The sequence below is a fragment of the Pseudoxanthomonas sp. SORGH_AS_0997 genome (assembly GCF_031453535.1).
Classification (GTDB): Bacteria; Pseudomonadota; Gammaproteobacteria; order Xanthomonadales; family Xanthomonadaceae; genus Pseudoxanthomonas_A; species Pseudoxanthomonas_A winnipegensis.
Genome location: NZ_JAVIZI010000001.1, coordinates 819,177 through 836,213 on the forward strand (window position 1 = coordinate 819,177; position 17,037 = coordinate 836,213).

The window sequence follows — 17,037 nt, forward strand, 5'->3', positions numbered from 1 at the left end:
CGGATTGCTGGAGGCGACACGCTGTCGCCGTAGAGCCAAGCGGAGCGCCGTGGAACCGTGCCGTTGGCGGCCGATGCGACCTGCGCGGTTCTCCACAGCCGGTGTGGATGAGTGCTGGGGCAAGCATGTGGATAAGCCGCGCGCGCCCAGTCGTGGCAAGGCGGCGCGCGAAGATGGCGAAAAAATGACCAGCGCGCGGCAGTTCATCCACAGGGCCTGTGGATGGAAGCTGGACAAGGATGTGGATAAGCGCGTGAGCGCGTTGCAGGGCGGGCGTGTCAAGCGGATTGGCACAAAAATGACCAGGCCGCATCGCGCCGCATGACGCGCTGCGTGGAACCTTGCGAGGCTTCAATCCGCCGCGCGCAGCGCGATCACCGCATTGAGTCCGCCGAAGGCGAAGGAGTTGCTCAGCACCGCGCGCACCGGGCGGGCACGCGCCTGGTTGGGGACGTAGTCCAGGTCGCATTCCGGATCGGGATCGAGAAAGTTGGCGGTCGGCGGCACCACCTGCTCGCGCAGTGCGCCGATCGCGGCCACCAGTTCCAGCGCACCGGCCGCGCCGAGCGCGTGGCCGTGCACGGCCTTGGTCGAGCTCACCGCCAGCGCCTCGGCGTGCGCGCCGAACACCTGCCGCAGCGCGCGGGTCTCGCAGCGGTCGTTGGCCTGGGTGCCGGTGCCATGGGCGTTGACGTAGTCGATCTGTTCCGGCGGAAGGCCCGCGTCCTGCAGCGCCAGGCGCATGGCCGCGGCCGCACCGTCGATGCTGGGCGCGACGATGTCGCCGGCATCGGCGCTCATGCCGAATCCGGCCAGCTCGGCCAGCGGCCGCGCGCCGCGGGCGGCGGCGTGCTCGGCGCTTTCCAGCACGAACAGCCCGGCGCCTTCGCCCAGCACCAGGCCGCTGCGCTGTGCGCAGAACGGCCGGCAGGTGTCGTCGCTGACCACGCGCATCGCTTCCCAGGCGCGGATCAGGGCCAGGCTCAGGCAGGCCTCGCTGCCGCCGGCGATGGCCACCTCGGCCAGGCCGTGGCGCACCATCAGCGCGGCCTGGACCAGCGCATGATTGGCCGAGGCGCAGGCGCTGGAGACGGCGAAGGCCGGCCCGCGCAGGCCGAAGGCGATGCTGATCTGGCTGGCCGCGGCGTTGTTCATGCTGCGCACGATGGTCAGCGGGTGCAGGCGCTCGGCCTGGTCGCGGTAGAGCCGGCGCGACTGCTCGTCGCGGCTGAGCTCGGCGCCCACGCCGGTGCCGACCACCACCGCGCAGCGCGCGCCGAGCGCGGACTCTGCGCTCAGGCCGGCCTGGGTCATCGCCTCCTGGGCGGCGACCAGCGCCATCTGGGTCATGCGGTCGAGCTGGCCGGGGGCGATGCCGCCGGTCTGCGTCGCGTCCGGGGCGAACCCGGGCAGGGTCGCCGCCATCCGCATCTTCAGCGTGCTGTGCGGATCGGGCGAGGCCAGGGGCGCGATGCCGCTGCGACCGTCGCGCATCGCGCTCCACAGCGCCGGCGCGCCCAGGCCGAGCGCGCTGACCGCCCCCATGCCGGTGATCACCACGCGCCGCGCCCGCACGAAGGCGTCCATGGCGCGTCAGTGCGCCGGCTGCGCCGCGGTGGCCGCCTTGGTCGCCAGCGCGTCCTCGACGGCCAGGACCAGCTTGCCGAGCGAGCCGTCGTCCAGCTTCGGATCGCGCTGCGGGAAGGTGATGTCGAAGTGCTCTTCGATGTCGAACAGGATCTCGATGGCCTCGAGCGAATCCACGCCCAGCTCCTGAAGCTTGGTGTCCGGGGTCAAGGTGGCGGGGTCGATCTCGGCGTGCTGGGCGACGATGGTCTGGATCTGCGATTCGATGGACGGGGTCATGGCAGTGCTCCGCGAATGAGAGGCCACCGCACGGCACTGGCCGCCGGTGGAGCGCACGCTGCGGCCTCGGCCGCAGCAGCTAGGCGCCACGCTAGACCGCCAATCTTCCAGAGGCCTTTCGTCGAGCCGGTCCAGGCGCCGGCCTTCAGCGGCGGTCCAGCGCCCGCTGAGCGCGGGTGTTCCGTCCCGTCGGTTGGCGCCGAGCCGGGCCCGGTTGGCTGCCGTGGAACCGTACCCGCCGGTGAGCCGTGCCGCCGCCGCAGTTCTCCACAGCCGGTGTGGATGAGTGGTGGGGCAAGCATGTGGATAAGCCGCGCGCGCCCAGCAACGGCGCGGCCTCGGCCTAAGATGGCGAAAAAGTGACCGGCGCGCGCCCGTTCATCCACAGGGGCTGTGGATGGCGTGCCGACAAAGGTGTGGATAAGCGCGTGAGCGCGTTGCAGGGCAGGCGTGTCAAGCGAATTGGCACAAAAATGACCAGGAAGAATCGCGGCGCGTCGGGCCTGCGCGTGGAACATCGCGGCCCGCTACGCGGCTGGCCGCGTGGCGCTGACAGGTGCCATCTATTCGAGCCCTATGGCCCGGCCTTGATTGCCGCGCGACGCCGCCCTTGGCAGGCTGGCGGCCCGTTCTTCCGTCGCGAGCGCGCGCACCATGTCACGACCCCGCCATTTCTCGATGCTGCGCGACTTCCAGCTGGCCGACTGGTTCACCCTGGGCAACGCCTTCTGCGGCAGCGGCGCGGTGTTCGCCGCGCTGCACTACATGCAGCAGGGCCGGGTGGGGGTACTGCTGGCCGGCATGGCGCTGATCCCGCTGGCCTTCATCTTCGACGCGCTGGACGGCCGGGTGGCGCGCTGGCGCAAGTCGGCCTCCACCCTGGGGCGCGAGCTGGATTCGCTGGCCGATGTGATCTCCTTCGGCGTAGCGCCGGCGGCGCTGGCCTACGCCTGCGGCCTGCAGGGCGGCTGGGACTGGCTGATCCTGAGCTACTTCGTGTGCTGCGGCGTCAGCCGACTGGCGCGCTACAACGTCACCGCCGAGGCGCTCTCGGGCGATGAAGGCAAGGTGACCTACTTCGAAGGCACGCCCATCCCCACCAGCCTGGCGCTGGTGGTGCTGCTGGCGGTGGCGGCGGTGCAGGGCCGCCTCGGCGCGCAGGTGTGGTGGGGCCAGTGGCAGCTGGGGCCGTGGCAGCTGCATCCGCTGGTGCTGCTGTTCGCGCTGTCCGGCTCGCTGATGATCAGCAAGACACTGCGTATTCCCAAGCCGTAGGGCAGCTGCCGGCAGGTTGCTATCATCCAGACGCAAGTCGGGAGCGCGTAATGTCGGGTGCACAAGGCGGGTGGGGCGAAGGGGCGGACGCGATGGCGCGCCAGGTCTGGGAGACCTGGGGCGAGGCGCTGCGCAAGTTCGCCTCGGTGCCGCTGGAGACCGCCGCGCCGGCCTGGCAGCAGGTACCTGGCGGCTGGCCGGGCTGGACGCCGCCCAAAGGCGGGGCGCCAGGCGATGTGATGGAGCGCTTCGACGGGCTGGCCCGGCACTGGTTCGGGCGCATGCAGCACGTCGCCGCCCAGTTCGCCGACCGCGACAACACCCCGGCCGATATCGTTGCCGCCTGGCGCCAGGCGCTGGGCGCGACCGAGGCCAATCCGTATCCGGACCTGTTCGGCAGCCTGTTCGGCCAGGCCACCGGGCTGGACGATCTGGGCGAGCAGTGGCTGCCCTGGCTGGAATCGCTGCGCGGGCCGCTGGAGGAATGGTCCAGGACGCCGGCCTTCGGCCCGGCGCGCGAGCACCAGCAGCGCTGGAAGGGCCTGCTGCAGGCCCAGCATGCGCTGCGCGAGGCGGCCGAGGCCTATCGCACCCTGCTGGAGGATGCCTCGCGCCAGGCCTATGCGATGTTCGAGGAGAAGTTGAACCAGCGCGCGGGCGAGGGCAGTGCGCTGGACAGCGCGCGGGCCCTGTTCGACGAGTGGATCGACGCGGCCGAGGATGCCTACGCGCGCATGGCGCTGTCCGAGGAGTTCAGCGAGGTCTACGGCGCGCTGGCCAACGCGCAGATGCGCATGCGCGCCGGCGTGCAGCGCGAGGTCGAGCAGCTCGGCAGCCTGCTGGGCCTGCCCACGCGCACCGAGGTCGATGCCGCGCACCGCAAGATCGCCGAACTCGAGCGCATCCTGCGCCGCATGATGCGCGGCCAGGCCGCCGAGCGGCCCGCGCCGCGTCCCGCGGCCGCGCCTGAAACGCCTCGCCAGGCCCCGTCGCCAGCGCGATCGGTCAAGGCGGCGAAGAAGGCCGCCGCTTCGAAGCCTTCCGCGGCGTCGAAGTCGCCGGCGAAGAAGTCGGCCAAGACCGCAGCGAAGAAGACCGGCGATAAGCCTACGGCGAAGAAGGCCGCAGCGAAGAAAGTCGCAGCGAAGAAGGCGGCAGCGAAGAAGGCCGGCCGCACCAACGCGCCCAGCAAGCCCATCTCGAAGACCTCCGCCAGGCGCACCACGCGCGGCAAGGAGCCGGCATGAGCGGTAGCCCGTTCCGCGCCACCGCCGATGCGCTGGCCGCCGAAGCGATCGCCCTGCAGGAGAAGCTGGGCGCCGGCCTGCGCACGCTGCCCGAGGTCGGCGATGTGCATTACGGCGTGACCCCACGCGAGGAAGTCTGGCGCGATGGCAAGGTGGTGCTGTATCGCTTCATCGGCGACACCGCGCCCACCGCCAGGGTGCCGCTGCTCATCACCTATGCGCTGGTCAACCGGCCCTACATGGTCGACCTGCAGGAGGACCGTTCGCTGGTCCGGGGCCTGCTGGCGCAGGGCCAGGACGTGTACCTGATCGACTGGGGCTATCCGGATCGGTCGGACCGTTTCGCGTTGCTGGACGATTACGTCAACCGCTACATCGACGGCGCCATCGATCATCTGCGCCAGACCAGCGGCGAGGACGCGATCAACGTGCTCGGCATCTGCCAGGGCGGTGCGCTCTCGCTGTGCCATGCCGCGCTGCATCCGGCCAAGCTGCGCAACCTGATCACGATGGTCACGCCGGTGGACTTCCACACCCCGGACAACATGCTGTCCAACTGGATCCGCATGGTCGATGTGGATCTGCTGGTGGATACGCTGGGCAACGTGCCGGCCGACCTGATGAATCTGAGCTACCTGATGCTCAAGCCGTTCCGCCTGAACGTGCAGAAGTATGTCGGCCTGCTCGACATCCTCGATGACCGGCGCGCGGTGCAGGACTTCCTGCGCATGGAGAAGTGGATCTTCGACTCGCCCGACCAGGTGGGCGAGGCCTTCCGCCAGTTCGCCAAGCAGTTCTACCAGGCCAACGGCTTCGTCGAAGGCGGCATCGCCCTGGACGGCGAGGTGGTGGACCTGTCGCGCCTGCAGATGCCGATCCTCAACATCTACGCCGAGCAGGATCACCTGGTACCCCCCGATGCCTCCAAGGCGCTGCGCGGGCTGGTCGGCAGCCAGGACTATTCCGAACTGAGCTTCCGCGGCGGCCATATCGGCATCTACGTCTCCAGCCGCGCCCAGCGCGAAGTCCCCAGCGCCATCGCAGGCTGGCTGTCGGCGCGCTGATCGGTCTGCCAGACCCGCTGTCTGGCGACTTGGTCCAAGCGCCACTAACCGCCCCGCCAAACTGACCGTCTCCACATGATCCTCCCCCTCCCTTGCGCGCAGCGCAGGGGAGGGCTGGGGAGGGGTGCTTTTCGCGGCCAACTAAGAAGCGAAAGCAGCGGCAACGGCGAGCCTTAGAAGCAACAGCAACAGCAACTGCAACAGCAACTGCCAACCCCTCCCCAACCCTCCCCTGCGCTGCGCGCAAGGGAGGGGGCAGATCACCTGCGCTCGTGCTTCCTGCGATCCCGAATCCCCAATCCCCAATCCCCAATCCCGAATCCCGAATCCCGAATCCCGAATCCCGAATCCCGAATCCCGAATCCCGAATCCCGAATCCCGAATCCCGAATCCCCAATCCCCAACCCGCCCTTGACCCACACACCGCTAGACTCCCCACCATCCACCGCCGCTCGCAGAGTGCCGCCATGAACACGCCCACCGCTCCCCGTCCGCTGGCCCGCTCGCTGGACGACCGCATGATCGCCGGCGTCATGGGCGGCATCGCCCGTCGCTTCGGCTGGAACGCCACGCTGGTGCGGGTGGTGTTCGTCATCGTCTCGCTGGCCTCGGCCGCGTTCCCCGGCATCCTGGTCTACCTGCTGCTGTGGCTGCTGATGCCCAACGAGGCGTGAGCGATCGCGCCCGCGTGCGCGCGCCGCATCCGTTGCTGCTGGCGCTGGGGGCGCTGTGGACTTCGCCCAATACGCTGATCGGTCTGCTGCTCGGCGCGGCCGGCCTGCTGCGCGGCGCGCGGGTGCACCTGAGCACGCGCGAGCACGCGCTGGTGTTCGCGCGCTGGCCCTGGGGGCCGGGCGGGGCGATCACCTTCGGCAACACCATCCTGCACACCGGACCCGACCTGGACATTGCCTGCCACACCTATGCCCATCGCGCGGGGCATTGCACCGACGCGGCGATCCGCCTGGGCGATCACGAACGCGCGCACGTGCTGCAGTACATGGCGCTGGGGCCGCTGTTCCTGCCGCTCTATCTGGTCTGTGGGGGGATCAGCGTGCGCAACCGCTTCGAGCGCGCCGCCGATCGCTATGCGTTGACCGGCGCGGGCTGGTGGCCGTTCGCCAGCCCGCGGTCGCTGCGATGAAGCGCCTTCAGCGCGGCAGCGCGCCGTGCAGGAACTGCTCGACCGAGGCGTCCACGTAGGCCGCCAGCTCCTCCGGATCGGAGTTGGCCATGTAGCCGCAGGCGGTGCGGATGGTCAGCTCGCCGAACAGCATCATGAAGAACTGGCCCGCCGCCTGGTAGGGCGTGGTATGCAGCACCAGCCTGCCGGCGGCGACCTGCTGTTCGAAGTAATGGCCCAGGCAGCCGCGCGTGTCGGCGATGGCGTTGTCGAAGAAGAAGTCGCGCAGCTGCGGGAAGGCGCGGCCTTCGCCGATCACGATGCGGTTGACCAGCAGCGCATCGGGCGTGGTCAGGCTGGCGGCGATCTCACGGCCGGCCTTGCGCAGCGCCTCCTGCGGCGGCAAGCCGTCCAGTTCCATCGCGCGCAGCCGGTCGGCCATGTCCTGCAGGCGGCGCTCGATGATGGCGAAGGCCAGGCCCTCCTTGTCGCCGAAGGCCCGGTACAGCGTGGCCAGCGATCCGCCGGCGCGCGCCACGATCTCGCTCAGGCGGGCCTGCTGGTAGCCCTTCTCGGCGAACACCTCGGCGGCCGCGTCGAGGAACTTCTCCACGCGCAGCTCGCCGCGGCGGCACAGTTCGACCTGGGGCATCGGCCGCACACCCGGGAGGCGCGGTCTGGAAGCGAGCATGGGCATGGGGGATCGGAGCTGGCCTGTTTCCGCCAATCTAGCAAGGAATATCGCCAGACGAGTGATGCACCGCGGGAGAGCGCCAGGCGCGCAACGCCGCCCGCCGCAGGCTTACCGGCGCCGCGCCGGGCCGCTATACTGCGCGGCCGCGCCGAAGTGGCGGAATGGTAGACGCAGCGGACTCAAAATCCGCCGCCCTTAAAAGCGTGTGGGTTCGAGTCCCACCTTCGGCACCAACAGTGACAAGGGTTTCGGCCAGACCTGGCGTTAACCCCGGCATTTCCGCAGCTCACCTCCCTGTTCAGTAACGCAGGGGGCGGCGCACTTCAGAGCCCAACGCTTGCGGACCAGCTCTAGGTCATGAAGACCGACGAGCACCCCAGTGCTCTCGCACTTTACGGATGTCGTCCGTCGGTTTGAGCTTGTTGGAGAGCATCTGGCATGCGGAAGCGTAGGCGGCCTTCCGTCCATCACCGCGAACAGGCGGGCCTTTGCGCATCGCGGGATGAGCGCAATCCTGATTGTGCTGAATTGGTGAGCTGGGCGGTCTGCCACCCAGCTCACTCAGGCTATTTCCTCAGAGGAACACGTAGCCTAGGACGCCATCCATAGCCGGGTTCGGCACGTTCTCGCAGACCGAGCTGAGAGTGTCGAAATGGTCAGCGCGCCAGACGCCGTTGATCTTCTTGATGCCGCCACGCTGGCAACGGTACAGCGGCACCGTTCCAGGAATCTGGCTTGCAGCGATATAGCCGGTGATGGGCGCCCAAGTCGCTTTGCCTTGGCCTTCGCAGTTCGCATCCGTCGAGGTGAAGAGATCGATTCCACCGGGGATGAAGCAGTTGTATAGCGTTCGACTTCCCGCGAACGGGGTGTACGAGATGAAACCGTTCGTGCCGTCCTGTCTCCAGCCGAGGTCTTGCCAGTTCTGCGGCATTTCGCGGCCGGAGTAGTGGTTGATCTCCTTCGGGTTGTAGTACCGATACAACTGGACCAGCGTGGCGCCCTCGGGGGCGTTAGCCTGCGCGCTCTCGATATGCGCGCTTGCGGACCAAGCCTTCATGCCAACGTCTTGTGCGTTGGCAGCACCAGCAGTACTGGCCGACACCGCGAGAACGAGTGCGGCCATCTTCAACATCTTCATGCAATGCTCCATGTATCTCCATGCGGACACCTTGTCCGCCACGGGAGGCTAACACGCGAATGTTTCTCAACTAGCCCACCAATTCGCACTTGCAGTTGGCTCGCTCTTTAGGTACGGGAGGACTTGCTATCGTTGGCTGTAGAGGTAGTGTCCCTACAACGCGGTGCACCACTGGTTACCAGCGCCAAGCTCCTTGATTTCATGCGCCCGCACGGAACCACTCCGTACGACTGGAACGACAATGCGGAAGGCATCTCTTGTGCTAGGAGGTCTTGCCCTGGAACGCTGTAATCACGTTCAAATACGGACTCAAAATCCGCCGCCCTTAAAAGCGTGTGGGTTCGAGTCCCACCTTCGGCATGATGGGAAGGCAAAGGCCGGCGTTGCCGGCCTTTGTGCCGTCTGGGGAATGACAAGCCCGCCAGATTGATGCGGCGCAGAATGCCAAGGCGGGGTCGGGCTTCGTATGGTGACAGCGCTGTCACCGGATGGGGTCGTGGGTGGTGGCGCTTCCTTGCCTTGCTGCCCGGCTTGTCTCCCTTATGCGCCTGCCTGACCTGCGTTTCGTCCATGCACAGCGGGGCCGCCCTGGCGCGGCGCGCATGCGTGCGTCAGGTCGAGGGGGACGCGGTCGATTCGCGCAGCTGCAGGGCGTAGGGCATCTGCACCATCGCACCGCTGTCGGGCGTGTGGATGGTCTTGATCAGTTCGAGTGTCGCGGTGCGGCCCATGTCGCGGGTCGGCTGCCGCACGGTGGTGAGCGAGGGGAAGATGTGGCGCGAGATCGGCGTGTCGTCGAAGCCGCAGACCGAGAGCTGCTGCGGGATACGCAGGCCGCGCTCGCCGGCCACGCGGATCACGCCGGCGGCCATGTCGTCGTTGCCGGCGAAGATGGCGGTGGGCGGCTCGGGCAGGTCGAGCAGCTGGTTGGCCGCGGCCACGCCCGATTCGAAGGTGAACTCGCCCTTGGCCACCAGCGCCGGGTCGTAGGCGATGCCGGCCTCGCGCAGGGTCTCGCGGTAGCCGGCGTGTCGCCACTCGGCCGCGCCGTGGGTCGGCGGCCCCTTGATGTGGCCGATGCGGCGATGGCCGAGCGCGAGCAGGTGGTGCATCAGCTCGCACACCGCGGCGTGTTCGTCCACGGTCACGCCGATGCGGCCACGATGCGTGCGTGGGGCGATGCTGGCGAAGGGCAGGGCCGCATCGTCCAGGAAGCCGAGCAGCTCCATGTCGTCGGTCAGCGGCGGGGTGAGCACGAAACCGTCCACGCCGTGCTGGTTGGCCAGTTCGCGCAGTTCGGCGATCGCGCGGCCCTCGCCGTAGGTCACCGGCGCCAGCACCAGGGTGTAGTGCCGCTCGCGGCAGGCCTCGAGCACGCCGCCCTGGATCTGCATCAGGTAGTTGCGCGAGGGGTTGTCGTAGGCCAGCGCGACCACGAAGGTGCGCCGGCTGGCCAGGCTGCGCGCGGAGAGGTTGGGCTTGTAGTGCAGCCGGTCGACCACTTCCTGCACGCGGCGGCGAGTCTGTTCGCTCACGCGCGGCTCCTGGTTGAGCACGCGCGAGACCGTCTTCATCGATACGCCGGCCGCCTCGGCCACGTCCTCCAGTCTCACCCGCATCGTCTGCCATCCCCTGTCGCCGTCGCCGCATCTTGCCAAAACGCGCGGCCGACGCCTGCTGCGACCGCAGCACGCCCGGCACGCGCATCCCTTTCCCAGGAGTCCTCTGCATGAAGCAACGTCCCTTCCGCGCCGCCCGTGGCCCCCTTTTCCTCGCGCTGCTGGCGACGCTGTCGGCCGGCGTGCTGAGCGGCGGCGCGGCCATCGCACTCGACCAACAGGCGGGCACCGCGCATCCGGCGCTGTGGCCGCAGCTGCGCTCGCCGCTCAAGCCCGATCCCAAGCTGGAGGCGCGCATCGACGCGCTGCTGGCCAGGATGTCGCCGGAAGAGAAGGTCGGGCAGGTGGTCCAGGCCGACATCGCCAGCGTCACCCCGGACGATCTGAAGACCTACCGCCTGGGCTCGATCCTGGCCGGCGGCAGCTCGGACCCGGGCGGCCAGTACAACGCGCCGGCCAGCGCCTGGCTGGCGTTGGCCGACGACTTCTACGCCGCCTCGATGGAGACCAGTGGCGGCAAGTACAACGCCATCCCGGTGATCTTCGGTGTCGACGCCGTGCACGGCCACAACAACGTGGTGGGCGCGACGCTGTTCCCGCACAACATCGGCCTGGGCGCGACCCACGACCCGGCGCTGATGGGCCAGATCGCGCAGGCCACCGCCGCGGAGATGCGTGCCACCGGCATCGACTGGACCTTCGCCCCGACGCTGGCGGTGCCGCAGGACGATCGCTGGGGCCGCACCTACGAGGGCTATTCGGAGAATCCGGACGTGGTGCGCGCCTACGCCGGTCCGCTGATCCAGGGCCTGCAGGGCAAGCCGGGCAGCAAGGACTTCCTCAAGGGCGCGCACGTGGTGGCCACCGCCAAGCACTTCCTGGCCGATGGCGGCACCTTCGAAGGCCGCGACCAGGGCGATGCGCGCATCGACGAGGCCACCCTGCGCGACGTGCACGGCGCCGGCTATCCGCCGGCGCTGAAGGCCGGGGTGCAGGCGGTGATGGTGTCGTTCTCCAGCTGGAACGGGGTCAAGATGAGCGGCAACGCCTCGCTGCTGGATGCGGTGCTGAAGCAGCGCATGGGCTTCGACGGCTTCGTGGTCAGCGACTGGAACGGCCATGCCGGCGTGCCCGGCGGCAGTCGCGAGAACTGCGTGCCGGCCTTCGTCGCCGGCGTGGACATGATCATGGCGCCGGACACCTGGAAGGGCTGCTACGAGCATCTGCTGGCGGCCGAGAAGGGCCATGCGCTGCCGGCCGGACGCCTGGACGAGGCGGTGCGCCGCATCCTGCGGGTCAAGTTCCGCGCCGGCATGTTCGAGGCCGGCAAGCCCTCCACGCGCGGGGTGGCGGGCCGGTTCGACCTGCTGGGCAGCGCCGAGCATCGCGCCATCGCGCGCCGCGCCGTGCGCGAGTCGCTGGTGCTGCTGAAGAACAACGGCGGCGTGCTGCCGCTGGACCCGCGCGCGAAGCTGCTGGTGGCCGGCGACGGCGCCGACGACATGATGATGCAGTCCGGCGGCTGGACCCTGAGCTGGCAGGGCACCGGCCTGAAGCCGGAGGACTTCCCGCATGCGCAGACCATCGCCGCGGCCCTGCGCGAGCAGGTGGCGCGCGCCGGCGGCCAGGTCGAGCTGGCCGCCGACGGCCGCTACACGCACAAGCCCGACGCGGCGGTGGTGGTGTTCGGCGAGACGCCGTACGCCGAGTTCCAGGGCGACCTGAAGGTGCTGGCCTATCGCCCGGGCGACGACCGCGACCTGAAGCTGCTGCGCAAGCTCAAGGCGGAAGGTATCCCGGTCGTGGCGGTGTTCCTGTCCGGCCGTCCGCTGTGGATGAACCGCGAGATCAACGCGGCCGATGCCTTCGTGGCCGCCTGGCTGCCGGGTTCGGAAGGTGGCGGCGTGGCCGATGTGCTGCTGCGCGACGCTGCGGGCAAGGTGCAGCACGACTTCCGCGGCACGCTGTCCTATTCGTGGCCGCGCACCGCGGTGCAGACGCCCTTGAACGTCGGCCAGCCCGGTTACGACCCGCAGTTCGCCTACGGCTACGGCCTGACCTACGCCAAGCCGGCGTCCGTGCCGGCGCTGTCCGAGGACGCGGGCATGGACCTGGCCTCGCTGGGCGCGCAGACCTTCTTCGAGCGCGGAACGCCGGCCACCGGCTGGACGCTGCGCGTGCAGTCGGTGGTGGGTAAGCCGCGCACGCTGTCCCAGCCTTCCGGCCAGCGCGACGCGCCGGACGTGGCGATCGCGCCGGTGGACTACAAGGCGCAGGAAGACGCGTGGAAGATCACCTGGAAGCAGGCCGGCGAGATCGCGCTGCTCGCGCCGCGCCCGCTGGACCTGGTGCGCGAGACCAACGGCAACGTGATGTTGCGCGTCACCCTGCGCGTGGACGCCGCGCCGTCGCAGCCGGGCGCCGAACTGTTCCTGGAATGCGGCCCGGGCTGCAGCGCGTCTCTGCCGATCGACACCCCGCTGGCCAAGGCGCCGCGCGGCGCCTGGGGCACGCTGGGCATCCCGTTGAAATGCTTCGCCGCGCGCAACGCGCAGATGGGCCAGGTCAGCGCGCCGCTGGGCTGGCGCATGCCGGCCGGCACGGTGCTGTCGGTCCACGAAGTCGGCCTGGGCACCGAGGCGCAGCACGTGCTCGATTGCGCGGCGAAATGAGGGCGGGCGGGCCCTGCCTCGTCAAGAGGACAGCGGCCCGCCTTGACACCTTGGGCGCATGGAGTCAGGCGAGGGCGACGCCGCCTGTCTCGTTCGGGTGGCGTGGCAAGTCACGCATGAGCACCTCGGATTTTTTGGGGTGTGGAGGACGGATGCCTTGGTTGCAGACGTGCGCCGACCACCGAAGCCCCTGCCATCTCGGTAACTGTCGCTAAAGCTGTCGCGAAACGAGCCCCTGAGCCTGTCGAGCCTCATTCTCGAACAATAGTGATCGACCAAAGACAAATAATTATTCATGAATCACCTCCCGCGATATTGATGACAACTGCTGTAAAGCGGCATCAAATGTCGCGAGCGTTGGCATAAAAATCTCGTAGAAAAACTTCATCCCTTGTGAGAAGGTCATTGCTCGCTGCTGCGAATCTTTTCCTTGGGCTACGCCCAGCGACTAAAGGATGATCCGATGAATTGGTCAGGGATACGGCACGCAAGGCCTCAGGCTTGGTTTCCTCGACTTCCGGCACGCTATAGAAAGCCAGGAACATAGGTGGGCGAGTTTGCTGTAATGCCCGATCAGGCTGCGCTCAGGCGCTTCCACCCTGTCTTCATAATCCGAGTGCAGAAGCGGTAGCTCTGAGCGCTTAGCCAAACTGTGCGTGCAAGGTCGGGCAGTAAGTATTTTTATTTTTTGCGGCTACGTCTCTAGAGCCGATGTGCTTATGTTGCGCAATAAAACGGTTGGTGGCCCGTGTTCGATCTAATCTCTCTCTCGGTTCTGCAAACGAGGCAAAACAATAATTTTGGAAGACGTTGATGCCGCGCAACAGGCGATGAGCGGTATTTGGCGGCGATGCGTCTGCACATTCAATATCTCTTTCGGATGTGCGGGCGCGCTGTTGTGGGAATGTAATCAGGAAGGTTGAATGACTAAGGCTTGGGTGCACTTAATTTCATAAAGGGATGATTATGAAGATCTTGCTTGGCTTCGTTGCGGTGCTTTGCTTGTCGTTTTCGTTCTCGGCGCGTTCCGCGATTAGCTCGTACTCCAATATCATTTACTTCAACGCGGCCGGAGAGCCTGTCGGGCAAAGCGCGACCGACTGTATGAATAAGCACGATCGGGGAGGCGACGAGACTGCGCCTTATACCTTGACCATTAGAGGTGGATGCGGCAACCCTCCGGAAAACTGCGGAAGCGTCAATGGCCCGACCTGCAGGCCTGATGCGGATGGCACGACTGATGTCACATCGAGTCTCTCTGGGCATCCGCCTTTCACGCTCAAGCAGGCGTGTGATGTTGTGGCGCCAGCGTGCACGAACGAACTCGCGCCAGTGCTACTCGATGAAGCCTACGGATTCAAGGTTTCACAGGTCAGATGAAGTTTCTGCGTGAGTGATGTCTTCCTCAGCGTCCATTGCTGAATTGGCCCAGATGTAAGGTCTGGGCCCTTTCTTAACGGGGCATCCAACAGCCAGATGCACACCGTCCATGTTGCAAGGATGAGCTGCGAGGGGGGCTGTTCGCCAGCGATCTAAAGCCCCGCCCGTCTTCCTCAGCGTCCATTGCTGAATTGGCCCAGATGTAAGGTCTGGGCCCTTTCTTAACGGGGCATCCAACAGCCAGATGCACACCGTCCATGTTGCAAGGATGAGCTGCGAGGGGGGCTGTTCGCCAGCGATCTAAAGCCCCGCCAGAAACCCCCGCACCGCCGGGTCGAAGCGGGCGAAGTCGACCAGGAAGGCGTCGTGGCCCTGCGGCGAGGGCAGGGGGACGAAGCTGCTGTCGGCGCCGCCGGCGCGCAGGCCCGAGGCGATCTGCTCCTGCTGCTGCAGCGGGAACAGGATGTCGGTGGTGGCGCCGATGGCCATCGCCTTGTCCAGCTCGATGGTGGCCAGCGCCTGCAGGACGTCGCCGCCCGCGGCGTATTCGGCCAGGTCGAACCAGTCCATCGAGCGGCTCAGGTACAGATAGCAGTTGGGGTCGAAGCGGCGCACGAAGCGGCGCGCATGGCCTTCCAGATAGCTTTCCACCTGGAACTCCAGGCCGAATGGCTCCTCGTCCGGGCGGTCGGATTCCAGCCGCACGCGGCCGAAGCGGCCGTCCCATTCCAGCGCCGAGCGGTAGGTGATCACGCCCAGCTTGCGCGCCATGCGCATGCCGCTTTCCGGATAGGCGTGCTCGCTGTAGTCGCCGCCGTTCCACAGCGGGTCCAGGCGGATGGCCTCGCGCTGCAGCGAGCGGATGGCGATGGAGAAGGGCAGGGCCTGCGCGCTGCCGGAGATGTTGACATGGCTGCGCGCGATACCAGGGTTGGCGTGCAGCAGGGCCAGGGCGGTCATGCCGCCCATCGAGTTGCCGATCACGCAGGCCAGCCGCTCGATCCCGAGCGCGCGCACCACCTCCACGGCAGCGGCCGCGCCGTCCTCGATCGACAGGTCGGGGAAGGTGAGGCGATACGGCTGGCCGGTGGCCGGATCGATCGACGCAGGTCCGGTCGAGCCCTTGCAGCTGCCCAGCGAGTTGACGCACACCACGAACCAGCGCGTGGTGTCGATCGCCTTGCCCGGGCCGAGCATCGCCTCCCACCAGCCCGGCGTGTCGTCCAGCGCGCTGGAGGCGGCATGCGCGTCGGGCGAGAGGCCGGTGACGATCAGGATGGCGTTGTCGCGCGCCGGCGACAGCGTGCCCCAGGTCTCGTAGGCGACGCGCGCGCCGTGCAGGGCGCCGCCGCGCTTCATCGGGAAGGGCGAGGACAGCGCGTGCCAGCGCGTGCCGGGGGGGATGAATTCGGTCATCGCGTCAGTGTAGCCGGTGGGCAAATCGCGACGCGTCGCGCCGGTTGCGGCGAACGGGCAACGCAGCGTGCCGATGATCCAGGGCGCCTTCAGCGCGCGCCGCTGCCGATCACCAGCGTCACCGGCGCCTGGGCCGGCAGGCGCACGCGCACCGGCGCCGATTGCAGATCGCCGGCGCTGCGCTGGGCATTGCCGCTGGCCGAGACGCGGGCGATGAGTTCGACCTCGCGCAGTGCGGAGAGCTTCTGCGTGGGCATCGGGCTGTCCGCGTCGCTCAGGCGGATCTCCAGCGGCAGCTGGCCGAGCGTGTGCTTCTGCACGGCCACCGGCATCGGCGGGCCATCCGGGATGCGCGCGATCACGAACACCGTGGCGTCGGCCGGCGGGCGTGCGGCGGCCGGAAGCGCGGGGTCCAGCGTCACCCGTACGCGCACCGCCTTGGCCTCGTCCGCGGCAGCGGGCGCGCTCGTCGGGGCGGTCAGCGGCGGCTGGCCGGCCTCGGCGCGGGCCGCGTTGATCTGCTCGCGCAGGCTGTTGGCCGTGGCGGTGTCGACCTGGGCCAGCAGCGGTTCCCAGGTGGCGGCGGCCTGCGCGGCGGCGCCGCGCTGGCGCTGGGCCACGCCGAGGAACCAGCGCGCGCGCTGCTGCGCCGGATCGATGCGCAGCGCATGCTCGAGCATCGCCACGGCCTGATCGTCCAGGCGCCGCTGCGGATCGGCCAGGCTGCGCGACTGCGCCGCCTCGACCAGCGCGTTGGCATCCTCGGGCAGCAGCGCCGCGGCGCGGGCGAAGGCCTCGCGCGCTTCGACGGCCTTGCCCTGCGCGGCCAGCGTGCGGCCCAGCAGTTGCCAGCCTTCGGCGGCCTGCGGGTCGCGCCGCAGCTGTTCCTTGAGCAGGGCGATGGCGTCTTCCATCGTGGTCGGTGCCTGGCTGGCCTGCGGCGCCAGGGCGGCGGGCGTGCCGAGCAGCCGGTACAGCGCGAACGCGCACACGCCCAGGGCGACCACCAGCCCGGTGGCCAGCTTCGGCGCGCCGCGCCACAGCGGCCACAGCGCGCCGCCCAGCACCAGCAGGGTCAGCACGGCGGCGGCGATCACGAAACCGGTCATCACCACTCCTGCCCGTCGTCGGCCGGCGGCGGGCCGCTCGCGCTGCGCCGGCGCACCACGCGCACGACGATCAGCATGCCGACCACCAGCAGCAGCAAGGGCCCGAACCACAGCGGCCACGTACTGCGTTCGACCTGCGGCCGATACAGCACGAACTCGCCATAGCGCGAGACCAGATAGGTCTTGATCTGCGCATCGCTCTGGCCGGCGTTCATCAGCTGCAGCACTTCGCGGCGCAGGTCGTGGGCGATCTGCGCATTGGAATCGGCCAGCGACTGGTTCTGGCACATCACGCAGCGCAGCTCGTGGGTGAGCGCGTTGAAGCGCGCCTCCTGCGCCGGGTCGCGGAACTGCAGCGGCGTGGGATCGCTGACCTGCGCCCAGGCCAGCAGCGGCGCGGCCAGCAAGATCAGCAGCAGGGCGCGCAGCAG

Annotated in this window: 14 protein-coding genes and 1 tRNA gene; 7 read left to right on the plus strand and 8 right to left on the minus strand. The window is 68.3% G+C overall.

Annotated features, from left to right (window positions below; all coding sequences use genetic code 11):
* Positions 1-351: 351 nt before the first annotated feature.
* Together QE438_RS03770 and QE438_RS03775 are read right to left on the minus strand one after the other, a co-directional pair.
* Positions 352-1,587 (minus strand): beta-ketoacyl-[acyl-carrier-protein] synthase family protein, encoded by a 1,236-nt coding sequence (locus tag QE438_RS03770; RefSeq protein WP_306992457.1) that lies wholly within the window; start codon positions 1,585-1,587, stop codon positions 352-354.
* Positions 1,588-1,593: 6 nt separating this feature from the next.
* Positions 1,594-1,866 (minus strand): acyl carrier protein, encoded by a 273-nt coding sequence (locus tag QE438_RS03775; RefSeq protein WP_130522312.1) that lies wholly within the window; start codon positions 1,864-1,866, stop codon positions 1,594-1,596.
* A 654-nt stretch (positions 1,867-2,520) separates the two neighbouring features.
* Between QE438_RS03775 and pssA the strand changes: the two genes are divergently transcribed.
* From pssA to QE438_RS03800, 5 genes are all read left to right on the plus strand, one after another.
* On the plus strand, positions 2,521-3,141 hold the full coding sequence (pssA, locus tag QE438_RS03780; protein WP_130522313.1) for a CDP-diacylglycerol--serine O-phosphatidyltransferase: 621 nt from the start codon (positions 2,521-2,523) through the stop codon (positions 3,139-3,141).
* 50 nt (positions 3,142-3,191) lie between these two features.
* Positions 3,192-4,388, plus strand: a complete 1,197-nt coding sequence (locus QE438_RS03785) for a poly(R)-hydroxyalkanoic acid synthase subunit PhaE (protein WP_306992455.1) — start codon at positions 3,192-3,194, stop codon at positions 4,386-4,388.
* A complete protein-coding gene (locus tag QE438_RS03790; RefSeq protein WP_306992452.1) occupies positions 4,385-5,452 on the plus strand; it encodes a class III poly(R)-hydroxyalkanoic acid synthase subunit PhaC in 1,068 nt (355 codons plus the stop codon). The genes QE438_RS03785 and QE438_RS03790 overlap by 4 nt, the downstream gene beginning before the upstream one ends.
* Positions 5,453-5,919: 467 nt before the next feature.
* Complete coding sequence (locus QE438_RS03795) at positions 5,920-6,126, plus strand: PspC domain-containing protein (RefSeq protein ID WP_130519479.1); 207 nt, start codon at positions 5,920-5,922, stop codon at positions 6,124-6,126.
* Complete coding sequence (locus QE438_RS03800; RefSeq protein WP_306992449.1) at positions 6,123-6,596, plus strand: hypothetical protein; 474 nt, start codon at positions 6,123-6,125, stop codon at positions 6,594-6,596. The genes QE438_RS03795 and QE438_RS03800 overlap by 4 nt, the downstream gene beginning before the upstream one ends.
* Before the next feature lie 7 nt (positions 6,597-6,603).
* Here the strand turns inward: QE438_RS03800 and QE438_RS03805 are convergent, their stop codons facing one another.
* Positions 6,604-7,227, minus strand: a complete 624-nt coding sequence (locus QE438_RS03805; protein WP_130529678.1) for a TetR/AcrR family transcriptional regulator — start codon at positions 7,225-7,227, stop codon at positions 6,604-6,606.
* Positions 7,228-7,416: 189 nt separating this feature from the next.
* Here QE438_RS03805 and QE438_RS03810 point away from each other — a divergent pair.
* Positions 7,417-7,502: transfer RNA gene (locus tag QE438_RS03810), tRNA-Leu, on the plus strand.
* 341 nt (positions 7,503-7,843) lie between these two features.
* On the opposite strand, the gene QE438_RS03815 is transcribed toward QE438_RS03810, so the two are convergent.
* Complete coding sequence (locus tag QE438_RS03815; protein ID WP_306992445.1) at positions 7,844-8,410, minus strand: hypothetical protein; 567 nt, start codon at positions 8,408-8,410, stop codon at positions 7,844-7,846.
* 611 nt (positions 8,411-9,021) lie between these two features.
* Positions 9,022-10,029, minus strand: coding sequence for a LacI family DNA-binding transcriptional regulator (locus tag QE438_RS03820; protein WP_306992443.1), 1,008 nt, complete (start codon positions 10,027-10,029; stop codon positions 9,022-9,024).
* A gap of 110 nt (positions 10,030-10,139) precedes the next feature.
* On the opposite strand from QE438_RS03820, the gene QE438_RS03825 reads away from it, so the two are divergent.
* Positions 10,140-12,701 (plus strand): glycoside hydrolase family 3 protein, encoded by a 2,562-nt coding sequence (locus QE438_RS03825; protein WP_306992440.1) that lies wholly within the window; start codon positions 10,140-10,142, stop codon positions 12,699-12,701.
* Positions 12,702-14,381: 1,680 nt separating this feature from the next.
* Here QE438_RS03825 and QE438_RS03830 read toward each other — a convergent pair.
* The 3 genes from QE438_RS03830 to QE438_RS03840 form a co-directional block, all read right to left on the minus strand.
* Positions 14,382-15,497, minus strand: coding sequence for a homoserine O-acetyltransferase (locus QE438_RS03830; RefSeq protein ID WP_306992436.1), 1,116 nt, complete (start codon positions 15,495-15,497; stop codon positions 14,382-14,384).
* Between the two features lie 89 nt (positions 15,498-15,586).
* Positions 15,587-16,606 carry a cytochrome C biogenesis protein gene (locus tag QE438_RS03835; RefSeq protein ID WP_306992433.1) on the minus strand — a complete coding sequence of 340 codons (1,020 nt, stop codon included), beginning with the start codon at positions 16,604-16,606 and terminating at the stop codon, positions 15,587-15,589.
* Complete coding sequence (locus QE438_RS03840; RefSeq protein ID WP_306996150.1) at positions 16,606-17,037, minus strand: cytochrome c-type biogenesis protein; 432 nt, start codon at positions 17,035-17,037, stop codon at positions 16,606-16,608. The genes QE438_RS03835 and QE438_RS03840 overlap by 1 nt, the downstream gene beginning before the upstream one ends.

What these genes read in the sequence shown, in the direction of transcription:
- QE438_RS03770 (WP_306992457.1), bottom strand. Translation starts at nt 1,587, where the DNA reads ATGGACGCCTTCGTGCGGGCGCGGCGCGTGGTGATCACCGGCATGGGG.
- QE438_RS03775 (WP_130522312.1), bottom strand. Translation starts at nt 1,866, where the DNA reads ATGACCCCGTCCATCGAATCGCAGATCCAGACCATCGTCGCCCAGCAC.
- pssA (WP_130522313.1), top strand. Translation starts at nt 2,521, where the DNA reads ATGTCACGACCCCGCCATTTCTCGATGCTGCGCGACTTCCAGCTGGCC.
- QE438_RS03785 (WP_306992455.1), top strand. Translation starts at nt 3,192, where the DNA reads ATGTCGGGTGCACAAGGCGGGTGGGGCGAAGGGGCGGACGCGATGGCG.
- QE438_RS03790 (WP_306992452.1), top strand. Translation starts at nt 4,385, where the DNA reads ATGAGCGGTAGCCCGTTCCGCGCCACCGCCGATGCGCTGGCCGCCGAA.
- QE438_RS03795 (WP_130519479.1), top strand. Translation starts at nt 5,920, where the DNA reads ATGAACACGCCCACCGCTCCCCGTCCGCTGGCCCGCTCGCTGGACGAC.
- QE438_RS03805 (WP_130529678.1), bottom strand. Translation starts at nt 7,227, where the DNA reads ATGCCCCAGGTCGAACTGTGCCGCCGCGGCGAGCTGCGCGTGGAGAAG.
- QE438_RS03815 (WP_306992445.1), bottom strand. Translation starts at nt 8,410, where the DNA reads ATGAAGATGTTGAAGATGGCCGCACTCGTTCTCGCGGTGTCGGCCAGT.
- QE438_RS03820 (WP_306992443.1), bottom strand. Translation starts at nt 10,029, where the DNA reads ATGCGGGTGAGACTGGAGGACGTGGCCGAGGCGGCCGGCGTATCGATG.
- QE438_RS03825 (WP_306992440.1), top strand. Translation starts at nt 10,140, where the DNA reads ATGAAGCAACGTCCCTTCCGCGCCGCCCGTGGCCCCCTTTTCCTCGCG.
- QE438_RS03830 (WP_306992436.1), bottom strand. Translation starts at nt 15,497, where the DNA reads ATGACCGAATTCATCCCCCCCGGCACGCGCTGGCACGCGCTGTCCTCG.
- QE438_RS03835 (WP_306992433.1), bottom strand. Translation starts at nt 16,606, where the DNA reads ATGACCGGTTTCGTGATCGCCGCCGCCGTGCTGACCCTGCTGGTGCTG.